The sequence below is a fragment of the Aminobacter sp. MDW-2 genome, assembly GCF_014250155.1.
Lineage (GTDB): Bacteria > Pseudomonadota > Alphaproteobacteria > Rhizobiales > Rhizobiaceae > Aminobacter > Aminobacter ciceronei.
Map to the genome: position 1 here is coordinate 4,267,878 of NZ_CP060197.1, position 15,616 is coordinate 4,283,493.

The following is a 15,616-nucleotide window of genomic DNA, read 5'->3' on the forward strand; positions in this document are numbered from 1 at the left end:
CGTTCAGCTGGCTTCCTCGTCGCCCTTCAGTTCGCCCAGCACCTCATGGAAGTCCTTGGCCTCGCGGAAATTGCGGTAGACGGATGCAAACCTGACATAGGCGACGTCGTCGAGCGTCTTCAGCGCCTCCATCACCAGGCGACCAATCTCGCCCGACGGAATCTCGGTTTCGCCGGAGCTTTCGAGCTGGCGGACGATGCCGGTCACGGCGCGCTCGATGCGCTCGGGATCGACATTGCGCTTGCGCACTGCGATCTCGACCGAGCGAGCCAGCTTGTCGCGGTCGAACGGCACCTTGCGGCCGGTCTTCTTGAGCACGACGAGGTCGCGCAGCTGGACCCGCTCGAAGGTGGTGAAGCGGCCGCCGCAGACCGGGCAGATGCGCCGGCGACGGATCGCGGCACCATCCTCGGCCGGACGCGAGTCCTTCACCTGCGTGTCTTCAGACTGGCAATATGGGCAGCGCATCGTTCAGCCTTGTCATTCGAATCCCCGACCGGAAAAGGCTTAATGCATCCTCCGGAAAAGCAGAAGCCCCATGCCGGGATGACCGGCACGGGGCTTCGAAATGTGGAAGGCCCTTATGGCCCCGGATCAGCCGAGATAGGGATAGAGCGGGAAGCGCTCGGTCAGGCTGACGACCTTCTGCTTGACCGCCGCTTCGACGGCAGCGTTGCCCTCGTCCGAATTGGCGACCTTGAGGCCGTCCAGCACTTCGGTGATCAGCTGACCGATCTCGCGGAACTCGGCTTCGCCGAAGCCACGCGTGGTGCCTGCCGGGGTGCCGAGACGCACGCCCGAGGTGACGAAGGGCTTTTCCGGGTCGAAGGGAATGCCGTTCTTGTTGCAGGTGATGTTGGCGCGGCCCAAAGCTGCCTCGGCGCGCTTGCCGGTGGCGTTCTTAGGGCGCAGGTCGACCAGCATCAGATGGTTGTCGGTGCCGCCCGAAACGATGTCGAGGCCGGTGTCCTTGAGGCTTGCGGCCAGCGCCTTGGCGTTGGCAACGACATTGGCGGCATAGGTCTTGAACTCGGGCTTCAGCGCTTCGCCGAAGGCAACGGCCTTGGCGGCGATGACATGCATCAGCGGGCCGCCCTGCAGGCCGGGGAACACGGCCGAGTTCATCTTCTTGGCGATGTCCTCGTCATTGGTCAGGATCATGCCGCCGCGCGGACCGCGCAGCGACTTGTGCGTGGTGGTGGTGACGACATGGGCGTGCGGCAGCGGCGACGGATGCACGCCGCCGGCGACGAGACCGGCGATGTGGGCCATGTCGACCATCAGATAGGCGCCGACTTCATCGGCGATCTCGCGGAAGCGCTTCCAGTCCCAGATGCGGGAATAGGCGGTGCCGCCGGCGAGGATCAGCTTCGGCTTGTTCTCGCGGGCAAGGCGCGCGACCTCGTCCATGTCGAGCAGGTTGTCGTCCTTGCGCACGCCATAGGAGACGACCTTGAACCACTTGCCGGACATGTTGACCGGCGAGCCGTGGGTCAGGTGACCGCCCGAATTCAGGTCGAGGCCCATGAAGGTGTCGCCCGGCTGCAGCAGCGCCAGGAACACCGCCTGGTTCATCTGGCTGCCGGAGTTCGGCTGGACGTTGGCGAACTTGCAGTCGAACAGCTTCTTGGCGCGCTCGATGGCGAGCTCTTCGGCGACGTCGACGAACTGGCAGCCGCCATAATAGCGCTTGCCGGGATAACCCTCGGCATATTTGTTTGTCATGATCGAGCCCTGGGCCTCGAGCACGGCGCGGGAAACAATGTTTTCCGAGGCGATCAGCTCGATCTCGTGGCGCTGGCGACCGAGCTCGTTGCGGATCGAGCCGAAGATCTCGGGATCAGCCTCCTCGAGCGGGGTTCCAAAGAAGGTTTCGAGGTGTTTCGAAGCGGCCATCGGTTCTGATCCTTGCTGTTCCGGGGACTGGTCCGGAGGGGCATCGGGGAAGTTCGGCGGCCATTAACATACTTGCCCCAGCGTCGCCACGTGCGGTGCGAAATTTCGTGGTCGCATTTGGACCAAACGGCCACTGCGACCGAAAAAGGGGCGGGTCCACGGAGCGATAGCGCGGGATAACGCCGGCACCGCCTTGCGATGAGCGTGACCTGCAAGGCCCCCCAAGCAGTATGCCGCCATGCAAAAGATGTCGCTCGAATTGATGCTGCGCGGCGAGCAGCAAAGCCCGCTCTGGCCTGACAGCACGCTGGGGAAAATCGGGTACTTCCTCGGAACACCCGATCGCTGGGACTTTGCGAACGAAAGCTTCTTCTCGTGCCAGCTTGGTTACGCTGACTTCGAGATCAATCTTCAGGCACGCGACAACCAGGTTGTCGTGACCAGGTTCTGGGTGGAACTTTGGGACACGCCGGAAGGCGAACCGTCACCCAAGAAGACACGCATCCGCCTCGCACGCGGGATCAAGGTGGAGCTGGGCCGCGTCCAGCCCGGGCTTGCGCTTGCCGATGCCCGGACCTTGCTGGACTCTCTTGGCGTCAAGTTTCAGGAGTTCGATCGCAACGACGCATCCGCAATTGTCAAAGAGTTCAGGACAGCGTCAAATGCCGAGCTGTTGTTCTTCCGGGGTCCGGATGGGCCGGTGCTGATGGAAGTGCACTTCTTCTCGGCGGACGAGCAGCAGCATCCATTCGCCAATGTCGGCACCGATACGAAAAAGGCCGCCCCGAGGGACGGCCTTTCGAAAGGTCGCTGCGGCCCGGTCAGAGAGCCGAGGTGATCTGCAGCTCGTCGACGCCGTCGCGGCCATAGATGTCGTCGCGGAACTGCACGACACCATCGCCGGTCGACCATGCCGAGACGTAGGTGAAATAGACCGGCACCGGGTTGGTGACGGGGACCGGGGTGTTTTCGCCCGACTTGATGGCCTGCTCGAAATGCGAGCGGCTCCAGCCCGGCGTGTCGCGCAGGATCCAGGTGACGAGGTCGCGCACGTTCTGGACGCGGACGCAGCCCGAGGAATCGAAGCGCATCAGCTTGCCGAACAGGCTCTGCTGCGGCGTATCGTGCATGTAGACGCCATCCGGGCTCGGGAAGTTGATCTTCACCGACGCCATGGCGTTGTTGGCGCCCGGATCCTGGCGGAAGCGGTACTTCGCAGCCTCTTCGGTCGACCAGTCGACATTCATCGGATCGACCTCGCTGCCGTCCGGCGCAAACAGGCGGATCTTGTTGTCGGTCAGATAGTTCGGGTTCTTGCGCATCAGCGGGATGATGTCCTTGCGGACGATCGACACCGGGGCATTCCAATATGGATTGACGATGATCTCGTTGATCTTCGAATTGACGATCGGCGACTGGCGGTCGACCTTGCCGACGATTGCGGTGTGGCGCAGCACGACGCGGTCGTTCTCGACCGCTTCGACCTGGGCGGCCGGAATGTTGACGTTGACATAGCGCTGGCCGAGCGTGCCAGCCTGGGCCTGGATGCGGCCGAGATTGGTCTCGAGCTGGCCGAGGCGGATCTGGGCGCTGATGTTCATCGCCGCATAGGTGTACTGGCCCATGACGCCATCGTCAGGCAGGCCGTGGCGTGCCTGGAAGCGCTTGAGGGCGGCATCGACATAGGTGTCGAACGAATCGGAAAGGCCGGCGCGCGGCGACAGGTCGCCCGAAATCATCAGGCGCTTGCGCAACACCTGGACATCGGGATCCTCGACGCCGAGGCGGAGCTTCTTGGTCGCCGGAACGACCGGCCAGCCGCCCTGGGCGACGATGTTCTGATACTGGGCAATCGCCTGCTGGGTAAAGGCTGCCGTCTGCGCGGTGAACACCGGCAGCGTGCTGGCGACCTTGGCGCCCTGGCTGACGCGGGCATCGAACTGGTCGTCCCAGTTGCCGCGGCGCGACGAGCCGAGAACTTCGCCGATCACGTCCTGGGCACTGGCTGCCCCCGACAAGGCTGCCATGGCGATCGCGCCGGCACCGGAGAGAAAGAAACGGCGGCTAGTTTTCATGGACGTTCCAGACATATTCGCGCAACACAACCGGCAGGAAAACTCCCGCGACGACGATATGACGGCCATACTTAACAATTAGCCAACCATAACCCGGCATCACCGACACGTGAAACGCGACTTCATCGCACGGGTTGCTGACGGCCGAACAGGCAGATCTGGCACATCACAGCTTTTCCGATAGTCATTCGAATATGGCGGCAACATGGCTGGCGCACCTTCCATTGGATGTCGGCGCGCTAAAAAAGGAAGGACCGGTGCATTTCTGCAACCGGCCCTGCGACTGGAGGTCGTTCCTTTTGGGTGGAAACGCTTACATGCGGTAAGCGATGGTGTCGTTCCAGAAGCGGTCGAGGCGCTGCAGGGCGCGGTTCATCTGCTTGAACTCGTCGGTGTTGATACCGCCGACATGCTCGATCGAACCGACATGGCGGTCATAGAGGCCGGCAACGACCTCGGCCACGTCCTGGCCCTTCGGCGTCAGGCTGACACGGACCGAGCGACGGTCGATGCGCGAGCGCTGGTGATTGATGAAGCCGAGCTCGACAAGCTTCTTGAGATTGTAGGAGACGTTCGAGCCGAGATAGTAGCCGCGTGAGCGCAATTCGCCGGCGGTCAGTTCCGCATTGCCGATGTTGAAGAGCAGCAGAGCCTGGATCGCATTGATGTCGCTGCGGCCGTTGCGATCGAACTCATCCTTGATAACGTCAAGAAGACGACGATGAAGTCTTTCAACAAGCTGCAGGGATTCCATGTAAAGCGAACGGATCGCTTCGTTACGGTCCTCGGAAACCATGGCGGGCTTGGCCGCCTGACGCGAATTGATCATTGTCTTTGCCTCTCTGTTTTCGCCTGGTGACTTTTTTGTTTGATGTCACCTTGATCGCGAACTTATCGAATACCCATAAAATTCGACTTAAACGTCAGGCTTAACAAGGGCTTACCGAGGACAGGTTTCGAAAGAGGGTTAACGAAACCCACTTCGAGTAAGAATAATTAACCTTGTATTTTACGGAGTGTCGGCCAACGCACTGAAAGCGTTGGCCGGAGCAATTCCAGGAAAGCCGTGAGGCGGCATTCTGCCCGGAGTTGCGCGAAACAAAAAAAGACGGAGATCGTCCGCGGTCCGAAGGAAAGCGGAAACGCCCTAATGCGCGGCGCGGCGCCTTTTCAGGTGCAGGACAACGCGGAAGGCCGCGTAGATCAATGCCACCGCGACGTGGGAGACGACGATCAGTGGCCTGTTGCCGAACAGTTCGGGGAAACCGGCATACATCACGACTTCGGTCGCAGCGCAGATGAACCAGATGACCGGCCCCCAGGATGACAGCATCCACAGGCCGATGGCGGCAAAGGGGAAAAACACCGACAGCGTCACCGCCGCGACCTGCCAGTGGATCGGCATCAGGTCGAAACGCCAGAGCGGGCCGTCATAGAGACCGATCAGGCGCACCCAGTAGAGGATGCCGAACAGCAGGCAGTAGCCGGCCACCACACGCAGGAACAGGGCGAAGGCGCTTTCTATCGCCGACGGATGCATCTCGCGCAGGCGGCTTGCACTGTCGGTCACAGGGCAAGTTCCCGGTCGCCGAGCGTTTCGAAATAACGGTCGATGTCGAGCGGGTCGACATCCTCGAGCCGGGCCGGATGCCATTGCGGCGTCGAGCCCTTGTCGATGAGCACCGCGCGGATGCCTTCATAGAAGTCGCGGCCGGCGAGCATGCGGTTGAGGATGCGGAACTCCATCCGCATGCAGTCCTTCATCGACATGGTCAGGCCGGCCCTGACCTGCCGGAAGGCGACCGACAGGCTGGTGGGCGAACGCTGCAGGATGGTGGCGAGCGTCTTTTTGGCGAACTCGCTCGAATCCGTCTCCAGGCTGGCGATGACGTCGGACAGCGTGGGCGCGGAGAAATGACGGGCAATCGCTTCCAGCGTCTCGCGCTCGGTCTCGCGCTTGGCCGGCCGGAAGAAGTTGCGCAGCACCGCCTCCGTGTCGCCGGTCTCGCACAGCCGCTCCAAGAGCCCGATCTGGCCGTCGGCCGAGATCGTGTGCGTCGCCAGCCCCGACCACAGCGCGTCGCCGTAGCGGATCCTGTTGCCGGTCAGCGCCAGATACATGCCGAAATGGCCGCCGAGGTCGGGCAGAAGATGGCTGCCGCCGACGTCGGGGAAGAAGCCGATGCCGACTTCGGGCATGGCGAACTGCGCATTTTCGGTCATCACCCGGTGCGAGCCGTGACAGGAGATGCCGACCCCGCCGCCCATGACGATGCCGTCGATGAAGGAAATGTAAGGCTTGGGATAGCTCTGGATCTGGGTGTTGAGCCGATATTCGTCGGCGAAGAAGTCGACCGGCGGATTGCCGGCGAGACCGGCGTGATAGACGTGCAGAATGTCCCCCCCGGCGCAAAATGCCCTGCCCTCGGCCTTGACCACGACGATGGCCACGCTGGGGTCGACTTGCCAGGCGGTGAGCGCGCGCGACAGCGCCAGGACCATCTTGTGGGTCAGCGCGTTCAGCGCCTGCGGCCGCGTCAGGGTGACGATGCCGGCGGCTCCGGAGTGCTCGAAGCGGATTTCGTCGTCGCCGCCAAAGTCCATGTCCACTGGAATCCCTCACATCAGGCTGAGTGTGCAGAGCTAATGGGCAGCGCATGGGTGCGTCAATGCCGCAGGTCACATCCTGCATCTTGGTCTTGGGCAAACCGGCATGCTAAAAACTGCACAATTGCCGGAGAATGCCGATGAACAAGTTTACCCCAGCCAAGCCAGCGGGCGCCCGCAGCGTCGACGAGATCACCGGCAGCCGCCGCCTGCGCCGCATGCGCAAGGCCGACTGGTCGCGCCGGCTCGTCCAGGAAAACCGCCTGACGGTCGACGACCTGATCTGGCCGATCTTCATCATCGACGGTGAGAATCGCAAGGAAACGATCCCGGCCATGCCCGGTGTCTATCGCATGTCGGTCGATCTCGCCGTCAAGGAAGCGGAGCGCGCGGCAAAGCTCGGCATTCCGGCACTCGCCACCTTCCCCAATGTCGAGATGGAGCTGCGCGACCAGACCGGCGCGCACATATTGGAGCCCGACAACATCATCAACCGCGCCACCCGCGCCATCAAGGCAGCGGTGCCGGAGATCGGCATCATCACCGACGTCGCGCTCGACCCGTTCACCAGCCACGGCCATGACGGCATCCTGCGCGACGGCATCATCGTCAATGACGAAACTGTCGCCCAGGTGGCAGCCGCCGCCGTGCTGCAGGCCGCGGCCGGCTCCGACATCATCGCCCCTTCCGACATGATGGACGGCCGCATCGGCGCCATCCGCGACGCGCTCGACGACAACGGTTTCCATGATGTAGCGATCATGTCCTATGCGACCAAGTTCGCGTCTGCCTTCTATGGCCCCTATCGCGAGGCGATCGGCACGCAGGGCCTGCTCAAGGGCGACAAGAAGACCTACTACATCGACCACGCCAATTCGGACGAAGCGGTGCGCGAGGCCGAGCAGGACCTCGCCGAGGGCGCCGACATGCTGATGGTCAAGCCCGGCCTGCCTTATCTCGACATCATCCGCCGGCTGAAGGACGAGTTCCGCGTGCCGACCTTCGCCTATCAGGTGTCGGGCGAATATTCGATGATCAAGGCAGCCAGCGCCAATGGCTGGATCGACGGCGAAAAGGCGATGCTCGAAAGCCTGCTCGCCTTCAAGCGCGCCGGCTGCGACGGCATCCTGACCTATTTCGCGCCCGAAGTGGCCGAGATGCTGAAGGGCTGAGGCGAGAGCTTCCCCGACAGGATTTCTGCCCTCGCGCGCCGGGATTCTTGAATCCGGCGCGGCAATTCCCATTTGTTTTCCGGCGCGGGCAATCTCGTCCGCCGATAGAGGAAGTCATGACCGCACGCGTTCTGGACGGTGAAATCATCAACAGCAGGCTCGACGACAGCCGCGCCTATGACGGCGTGCGCACCCGCCGCATCCTGGCGTTCCTGGTCGACTATCTGATCGTCGGTCTCCTGATGATCCCCTTTGCCATCGTCATCTTCTTTCTTGGCGTGCTGACGCTCGGCCTCGGCTGGGCGCTGTTCGGCATCCTGTTTCCGGCTGTGGCCCTCATCTACATCTGGATGACGCTCGGCGGCCCGAACCAGGCCACCACAGGCATGCGCATGATGGGCATCCGGCTCGACCGCCTCGACGGCAGGCCGATCGACGGCCTTCTGGCGGTGGTTCACTCGGTGCTGTTCTGGGCCGGCAATGTCGTTCTGACGCCGCTGGTGCTCCTGGTGTCGCTGTTTTCCGACCGCAAGCGCACGCTGCATGACCTGCTGCTCGGCACGGTGGTCAGCCGCAGCGACAGCTAAAATGGCCATTCGGCGAGTCAAAACCGGCACTTGCGCCAAAATGTGAAGGCAAAGATTGGGCCTGCCTTCACATTCATGTTGAATTTTTCGCCGGCAGCGCCAAGCTAGGGAACATTGATTGGGAGTCTTCCTGACGCTCGATGACGCAGCATCCGACCCATTCCCCTCAGTTCTTCCTGACGGCGCCGTCCCCCTGCCCCTATCTCGAGGGGCAATTCGAGCGGAAGGTCTTTACCCATCTCGTCGGTGACAAGGCGCCCGAGATGAACGACCTGCTGACGCAAGGCGGCTTCCGCCGCTCGCAGAACATCGCCTATCGCCCGGCCTGCGAGACCTGCCGCGCCTGCGTCTCGGTCCGCATCCTGGCTCAGGAATTCAAGGCCACGCGCAACATGCGCCGGGTGATCGAACGCAACTCCGACCTCGTCGGGGCGATGCACGACGCCGAACCCTCGACCGAGCAATATTCGCTGTTCCGTTCCTATCTCGATGCCCGCCACCGCAGGGGCGGCATGTCCGACATGACGGTGCTCGACTATGCCATGATGGTCGAGGACACCCATGTCACCACCAAGGTGATCGAATATCGCCGCCGCGGCCCCGATACCTTCATCACCGGCCAGGGCCAGGGCGAGCTGATGGCAGTGGCATTGACCGACCAGATGTCGGACGGCCTGTCGATGGTCTATTCCTACTACAATCCGGAAATGGACGAACGCTCGCTTGGCACCTTCATGATCCTCGATCATATTGCCCGCGCGCGCGCCATGGGCCTGCCCCACGTCTATCTGGGCTACTGGGTCAACGGTTCGCGCAAGATGAACTATAAGGTGCGCTTCACACCTCAGGAGCATCTCGGCATGAAGGGCTGGGAGCGCTTCGAAGGCGACATCTGAGCACGTCCGGCCCGTTTCCACGCTGCCGTCGACCATCTGGCAGGGGAAAACAGTGGCGGACACCCAATCGAACCACTCCAAGGGACTGCTGCTGACCGGCATCGGCGGACTGGCGCTGACCGTCGACATCCCGCTGATCAAGCTCGCCGACGGCAACAACTGGTCGATCCTGCTGATGCGCAGCGGCACGACCTTCATCGCCGCCATCATCATCTGGCTGGTCTGGCGCGCGCTGAGCCCAAAGGCGCCGCAGCTCATCCCGGGCCGCGCCGGCCTCCTCGTCGCCGGCCTCTACGGCATCGGCTCGATCACCTTCATCACCGCCGTCTACAACACCTCGACCGCCAATCTGGTGTTCATCCTCGCCTTCAACACGGTATTTGCCGCCGTGCTGTCGTGGATGTTTCTGCGGGAAAGGCCGCGGCCGGCAACGCTGCTGGCCATGCTGGCGATGGTCGGCGGGGTGTCGATCATCGTCGGCAGCTCGATCGGCACCGGCCACCTGTTCGGCGACCTGATGGCGGTGTGTTCGGCCTTCTGCATCGCCTCGGCCATCACCATCTCCCGCTCCAGCGGCAAGGACATGGGTTTTACCGCGCTTGTCGGCGTGCTGCTGCCGGGGCTGGTGGCGGCCTATATGGTATCCAAGACCGGCTTCAGGGTCGATGCACCGTGGTGGATCATCTTCAACGGCGCGGTGATCATGCCGATCTCGTTCTTCTGCCTCGCCAACGGCCCGAAATACATTTCCGGGCCGGAGGTTGCGATGTTCTACCTGCTCGAGACGGTCATGGCGCCGATCTGGGTGTGGATGATCTTCGCCGAGGTGCCGACCCGCAACAGCCTGATCGGCGGGGCGATCCTGATCATCACGCTGATCGCCCACTCGGCCTGGCAATTGTCCGAGGGGCGCAGGCGCCGGGCGAGCCTGGCACGACAGCTGGCGTAGCCAGCCGGCCCTTCAATACCGGGACCGCAAGAACTGCCCGCCCCTAGCCGGCCTGATTGGTCGGCACGTCGTTGCGGATCGCCTCGATGCTGCGCGGCGTGTCGCTCTCAGGCAAGGCGTTGGCTGCGGCCAGCATCGCCGCTTCGTCGGTCAGCTCGACCTCGCGCAGCCATTCGCGCCAGATCGCGACAAGCAGCGCCATCAGCACCGGGCCGATGAACAGCCCGAGAAAGCCCATCGTCTTGACGCCGCCGATGAGGCCGAAAAAGGTGGGCAGGAACGGCAGCTTGATCGGCCCGCCGACAAGCTTGGGACGCAGCGTCTTGTCGACGATGAACAGCTCGATCGAGCCCCAGGCAAACAGCGCGACACCGGCAATCGGCGAGCCGCTGGCAACCAGATAGACCGAGACGAGGGTGAACGACAAAGGCGCGCCGCCGGGGATCAGCGCCATGAAGCCGGTGAGCACGCCGAGCGTCACCGGCGACGGCACGCCGGCCACCCAATAGGCAAGGCCCAGCACCACACCCTCGCCGATGGCGATCAGCGTCATGCCGGTGACGGTGGCGCTGATGGTCTTGGGCACGACGCGCGAAATGCGCTCCCAGCGCATCGGCAGGATGCGCTCGCCGAGCCGGTCGAGTTGGCCGACGAAGGTTTCACCGTCGCGATAGGTGAAGAACAAAGCGATCAGCATGAACAGCAGCGTCAAGAGGATGCCGAAGGCGCTGCCGCCGGCAGCAAGCACGCCGCGATAGATGCTGCCGATGTTGGCGCCGCTGAGCAGTTGGGCCAGTTCGCCGATGGCGCCGGGATGGCCGACATAACGCGTCCATTGCTCGTTCAGCCACTCGCCGACAACCGGCAGGTTGTTGATCCATTGCGGCGTCGTCGCGCCGTGACGATTGGTTTCGACAGCCCAGCCAACCCAGTCGCGGATTTCGTTGACGGCGTAGGTCGCAGCAAATGAGATCGGCACGACGAGGAAGGCGATGATGAACAGCAGCGCAAGCGTGGCGCCAATGGTCCTGTTGCCGTCGACGGCGACGAGCAGCCTGCGGTAGAGCGGCCAGCTGGCGAAGGCAATGACGAGCGCTGCCAGCACCGGCACCAGGAAGCCATGGAAGAAATAGATACCCGCCGCGACGATCAGCACGAGCAGCCAGCGCGCCGCCGAAAGCGGCGGCACCAAAGCGGCACGCATCGGCTGGGCCGGGCCGAACAGCCTCTGCTCTCGCTCCGGCTTACGGGGATTGGTCACGTTCAAGAGCCTGGATCTCCTCGGCCCTGAAGTGGACCCGATTGATGCCCGGCGCGCGGTTCGGCGCCGGTGGGGAGATCATAGAGGCTAATGCGGTGCCGCGCACGAAAACTTTGCCGCACCGCACGCGTTCATTCCCTCATTCCGGCCCTCATTCCGGATTTCTTGTCCTTGCGCAATTCCCGGGAAACCCGCGGCACGGTTTCCCCAGGACTTGCGCTAGCCGAAGCGGCCGGTGCGCGGAAAGCCCTTGGGGACCATGCGTCCGGAGGTGGCGCGGGTGCCAATCCACTCGAGCAGTTCCTCGCGCGACCGGGTGAAGGTGCGCTCCGCCGAATCCAGCCAGCTCAGGCCGGCCTCCATCGTGAAGGTCTTCACGTCGAGCACGCCGCCGTCCTTGTACTTCTGGAGCCTGACGCCCTTGCCACGCGTCATCTCGGGGATCTGCTCGAGCGGGAACACCAGCATCTTGCGGTTCTCGCCGACGATTGCGAGATGATCGCCAGTCAGCGGGATGCAGCGCTTGGCTTCGTCGGGCGCCTTGACGTTCATCACCTGCTTGCCCTTGCGGGTGTTGGCGATGACCTCTTCCTCGGGCACGGTGAAGCCGTTGCCTTCATGGCTGACCAGCAGGAGCTTGCGCTTGGGCTCGTGGACGAAGGCGGTGACGATGTCCTGGTCGTTGTCCATGTCGACGATGATGCGGATCGGCTCGCCATGGCCGCGCCCGCCTGGCAGACGGTCAGCGCCGATGGTGTAGAACTTGCCGCCCGTGGTGAAGACCAGGATCTTGTCGGTGGTCTGGGCCGGGAACGCCAGCTTGAGGCTGTCGCCCTCCTTGAAGGTGAGCTGGGAATAGTCGGCCAGATGCCCCTTCATCGCGCGCAGCCAGCCCTTTTCCGAGACGACGACCGTTACCGGCTCCTTCTCGATCATGGCGTGGTGGATGTCGGTCAGGTCATGGTCCGGCGCTTCGGCAAAAACGGTACGGCGCTTGCCCAGCTCGGTCTCGGGACCGTAATGCTTGCGGACCTCGCCTACTTCCCACTTGATCGTCGCCCACTGCTTGGCATCGGACGCCAAGAGCGCCTCGATCTGCTTCTTCTCAGTGCTGAGCGCGTCATGCTCCTTGCGGATCTCGAATTCCTCGAGCTTGCGCAGCGCCCTGAGGCGCATGTTGAGGATGGCTTCAGCCTGATTGTCGGTCAGGTCCCAGCGCGCCATCATCGTGCGCTTCGGCTCATCCTCCTCGCGGATGATGCGGATCACCTCGTCGATGTTGAGGTAGGCGATCAGATAGCCGCCGAGAATCTCGAGGCGCTTTTCGATCTCGCCGAGGCGGAACTTCGAGCGGCGGACGAGCACCTCGCGCCTGTGGTCGAGCCATTCGCGCAAGACGCTCTTCAGCGACAGCACGTTCGGCACCTTGCCGCGCGACAGCACGTTCATGTTGAGCGGGAAGCGGCTTTCGAGCTCGGTGAGCTTGTAGAGCGATTCCATCAGCAGGCCCGGATCGACGGTGCGGCTCTTGGGCACCAGGACGACACGGATGTCTTCTGCCGACTCGTCGCGGATGTCTTCGAGCAGTGGCAATTTGCGGGCGATCAGAAGCTCGGCGATCTTCTCGATCAGACGCGCCTTCTGGACGCCGTAGGGGATCTCGGTGACGACAAGGTTCCAGGTGCCCCTGCCCTGGTCTTCCTGCTTCCACGTCGCGCGCACGCGGAAGCCGCCGCGTCCGGTCTCATAGGCGTTGACGATCGCCGCCCAGTCGTCGTCGATGCTGCCGCCGGTGGGAAAATCGGGCCCACGCACCTTGCAGGCGAAACGCAGCTCCGCATCGTCCTTGATACGCTCCCACTCGCCCGGCGAGGTCATCAGGTCGGTGACCGAGGCATCGGGATTGTCGATCAGGTGAAGGGCGGCACTGCACAGCTCGGCTGCGTTGTGCGGCGGGATCGACGTCGCCATGCCGACGGCGATGCCGGACGAGCCGTTGGCGAGAAGGTTCGGAAACGCGCCCGGCAGGACGACGGGTTCTTCGTCTTCTTCGTTATAGGTAAGGCGATAGTCGACGGCGTCCTCGGTGATGCCTTCGAGCAGCGACACCGACACATCGGTCATGCGCGCTTCGGTATAGCGCATCGCGGCAGCACTATCGCCGTCGATGTTGCCGAAATTGCCCTGGCCGTCGATGAGCGGGTAGCGGACCGAAAAATCCTGTGCCAGGCGCACCAGCGCGTCATAGATCGACTGGTCGCCATGCGGGTGGAACTTGCCCATGACCTCGCCGACGATGCGGGCACATTTGGCGAATCCCTGGTCGGGATTGAGCCTGAGCAGCCGCATGGCGTGCATGATGCGGCGATGTACCGGTTTCAGTCCGTCGCGAACGTCAGGCAGTGCCCGGTGCATGATGGTCGACAGCGCATAGGCAAGATAGCGCTCTTCGAGCGCCTTCTTCAGATCGACCGGTTCAATATTGTCGCCGCCACCGTTTCCGGGCGGCACAAGCCCTTTTCCCATGGTTTGGGACTAGCGGAACGGGCGATTCGCGACAAGCCTTATCGCCAAATGCAAGAGCCGTCGGCGTCGGAGTGCGACAAATCTGCCCGCTCGCTAAAGTAGCAATCACGCGATCAGGGGGTCATTCACCATTTTTGCGCGTGTTGCACTGCGGTGATTGCCTTTTGGATCGAATTGCGGCCATTGTCGTTACGTCGCCTTCTTCCGGTCCAGTTCGTGGCTGACGTAAGGCTGAATCATTTCAAAGTCTCAGGGATCTATGATGACGCAACACCGCTCTGCATTCCGCAAGCTCGCACTCACGACCTTCCTGTTCTCGCTTCCGCTCAATGCAGCGATGGCCCAGGATGCCACCGCTGTCGCCGAGCGGCTCAAGTCGGTGCTGGCCGGCCAGAGCCTGACGCTTGGCTGGAGCAGCGTCACCGGCGACGCGTCCGAAGCGGTCATCGAAGGTGCGACCATCGCCATGGACGGCGAAGGCAAGCCGCTGTCGATCGGCAAGCTCACGCTCAGCGGCATCACCGAGGAGAATCGCGGCTTCAAGATCGAAACGATCACCACCGAGCCCTACAGCCTCAACGAAGGCCCGACCAAGGTCGAGGTCAGCCCGCTGACGCTCGGCAACGTCACGCTGCCGGCCACCGACTCGACCGACATCCTGGCCTCGTTCCTGATGTATGAGACCGCCAATCTCGACACTGTCAGCGTCAAGGTCGGCGACAAGCAGGCCTTCCAGATGACCAATTTCGCAGCCGAGGTGACGCCTCCGGCCGACGGCAACGCCATGGAGTTCACCGGTTCGGCCGAAAAGTTCACCGCCGACCTGACCCTGGTGGAAGACCCGCAGTCGAAGGCTGCGATCGAGGCGCTCGGCTACCAGAACATCTCGGGCGACTTCCAGATGGAAGGCACCTGGCAGCCAACAGACGGCCGCATGGCACTGTCGAGCTACGACATCACCGTCGACAATGCCGGCACGCTCGGCATGACCTTCGACCTCGGCGGCTACACCGTGGAATTCCTGAAGTCGGTGCAGGAACTGCAGAAGAAGATGGCCGCCCAGCCGGAAGGCGCCGACAACTCGGCCCAGGGCATGGCCATGCTCGGCCTGATGCAGCAGCTGACCTTCAATGGCGCAACCGTGCGCTTCGACGACGATTCGGTGACCAACAAGGTTCTCGAATACGTCGCCAAGCAGCAGAACATGACGGCCAAGGACATTGCCAACCAGGCCAAGGCGATCGTGCCGTTCCTGATGATGGAACTGAACAATCCGGAGCTGTCGACCCAGGTGACGGCGGCCGTCACCGCCTATCTCGACGCGCCCAAGTCGATCGAGATCGCCGCCAAGCCAGCCTCGCCGGTCCCGTTCGCCCTGCTCGCCGCAAGCGGCATGTCGAACCCCAAGGACCTGCCCAAGACGCTCGGCCTGACGGTGACCGCAAACCAGGACTGATCCTGGCCGCGACATCAGAAACGCAAAAGCCCGGCAGCGATGCCGGGCTTTTTTGTTGAGCCGAAAGCGTCGCTTGCGCAGATCGCCTGAATTTCGTTCTTGGTTGCGGCAGCAAATCAGCATTGACCCGGTCGCCACAACTCGAAACGTAAAAGCCCGGCAGCGATGCCGGGCTTGTTTGTCGAGTCAAA

General features: G+C 62.8%; 14 protein-coding genes. 6 read left to right on the top strand and 8 right to left on the bottom strand.

Annotation, left to right across the window (positions count from 1 at the left end):
- Nucleotides 1–3: 3 nt before the first annotated feature.
- Together nrdR and glyA are read right to left on the bottom strand one after the other, a co-directional pair.
- A complete protein-coding gene (gene nrdR, locus H5P29_RS21125; RefSeq protein ID WP_067962991.1) occupies nucleotides 4–468 on the bottom strand; it encodes a transcriptional regulator NrdR in 465 nt (154 codons plus the stop codon).
- 126 nt (nucleotides 469–594) lie between these two features.
- Nucleotides 595–1,896: a serine hydroxymethyltransferase gene (gene glyA, locus H5P29_RS21130; RefSeq protein ID WP_067962994.1), complete on the bottom strand. Its 1,302-nt coding sequence runs from the start codon at nucleotides 1,894–1,896 to the stop codon at nucleotides 595–597.
- 238 nt (nucleotides 1,897–2,134) lie between these two features.
- On the opposite strand from glyA, the gene H5P29_RS21135 reads away from it, so the two are divergent.
- Nucleotides 2,135–2,734: a hypothetical protein gene (locus H5P29_RS21135; protein ID WP_154385580.1), complete on the top strand. Its 600-nt coding sequence runs from the start codon at nucleotides 2,135–2,137 to the stop codon at nucleotides 2,732–2,734.
- Here the strand turns inward: H5P29_RS21135 and H5P29_RS21140 are convergent.
- From H5P29_RS21140 to H5P29_RS21155, 4 genes are all read right to left on the bottom strand, one after another.
- Nucleotides 2,718–3,971, bottom strand: a complete 1,254-nt coding sequence (locus H5P29_RS21140) for a murein L,D-transpeptidase (protein WP_067962998.1) — start codon at nucleotides 3,969–3,971, stop codon at nucleotides 2,718–2,720. The genes H5P29_RS21135 and H5P29_RS21140 overlap by 17 nt on opposite strands.
- Before the next feature lie 313 nt (nucleotides 3,972–4,284).
- A complete protein-coding gene (gene ldtR / locus H5P29_RS21145) occupies nucleotides 4,285–4,800 on the bottom strand; it encodes a transcriptional regulator LdtR (protein WP_154385581.1) in 516 nt (171 codons plus the stop codon).
- Nucleotides 4,801–5,118: 318 nt separating this feature from the next.
- Nucleotides 5,119–5,511 (bottom strand): DUF6163 family protein, encoded by a 393-nt coding sequence (locus H5P29_RS21150; RefSeq protein ID WP_154385617.1) that lies wholly within the window; start codon nucleotides 5,509–5,511, stop codon nucleotides 5,119–5,121.
- A gap of 26 nt (nucleotides 5,512–5,537) precedes the next feature.
- Nucleotides 5,538–6,575 (bottom strand): enoyl-CoA hydratase/isomerase family protein, encoded by a 1,038-nt coding sequence (locus H5P29_RS21155; protein WP_154385582.1) that lies wholly within the window; start codon nucleotides 6,573–6,575, stop codon nucleotides 5,538–5,540.
- A 143-nt stretch (nucleotides 6,576–6,718) separates the two neighbouring features.
- Here H5P29_RS21155 and hemB point away from each other — a divergent pair, with 143 nt between their 5' ends.
- The 4 genes from hemB to H5P29_RS21175 all read left to right on the top strand — a co-directional run bounded on the left by hemB (nucleotide 6,719) and on the right by H5P29_RS21175 (nucleotide 10,182).
- Entirely contained in the window at nucleotides 6,719–7,750 is a 1,032-nt protein-coding gene (gene hemB / locus H5P29_RS21160; protein WP_154385583.1) for a porphobilinogen synthase, read from the top strand.
- Nucleotides 7,751–7,866: 116 nt separating this feature from the next.
- Nucleotides 7,867–8,337 carry an RDD family protein gene (locus H5P29_RS21165; RefSeq protein ID WP_154385584.1) on the top strand — a complete coding sequence of 157 codons (471 nt, stop codon included), beginning with the start codon at nucleotides 7,867–7,869 and terminating at the stop codon, nucleotides 8,335–8,337.
- Between the two features lie 140 nt (nucleotides 8,338–8,477).
- Entirely contained in the window at nucleotides 8,478–9,233 is a 756-nt protein-coding gene (locus tag H5P29_RS21170; RefSeq protein WP_067963014.1) for an arginyltransferase, read from the top strand.
- Nucleotides 9,234–9,285: 52 nt separating this feature from the next.
- Nucleotides 9,286–10,182, top strand: coding sequence for a DMT family transporter (locus H5P29_RS21175; protein WP_083948608.1), 897 nt, complete (start codon nucleotides 9,286–9,288; stop codon nucleotides 10,180–10,182).
- A gap of 43 nt (nucleotides 10,183–10,225) precedes the next feature.
- Here the strand turns inward: H5P29_RS21175 and H5P29_RS21180 are convergent, their stop codons facing one another.
- Together H5P29_RS21180 and parC are read right to left on the bottom strand one after the other, a co-directional pair.
- The gene (locus H5P29_RS21180; RefSeq protein ID WP_154385618.1) at nucleotides 10,226–11,386 is read right to left on the bottom strand and encodes an AI-2E family transporter; all 1,161 of its coding nucleotides are present in this window, start codon (nucleotides 11,384–11,386) and stop codon (nucleotides 10,226–10,228) included.
- A 276-nt stretch (nucleotides 11,387–11,662) separates the two neighbouring features.
- Nucleotides 11,663–13,969 carry a DNA topoisomerase IV subunit A gene (gene parC / locus H5P29_RS21185; protein WP_154385585.1) on the bottom strand — a complete coding sequence of 769 codons (2,307 nt, stop codon included), beginning with the start codon at nucleotides 13,967–13,969 and terminating at the stop codon, nucleotides 11,663–11,665.
- Between the two features lie 262 nt (nucleotides 13,970–14,231).
- Between parC and H5P29_RS21190 the strand changes: the two genes are divergently transcribed.
- A complete protein-coding gene (locus tag H5P29_RS21190) occupies nucleotides 14,232–15,425 on the top strand; it encodes a hypothetical protein (RefSeq protein ID WP_067966715.1) in 1,194 nt (397 codons plus the stop codon).
- The last annotated feature ends 191 nt before the right edge of the window (nucleotides 15,426–15,616 follow it).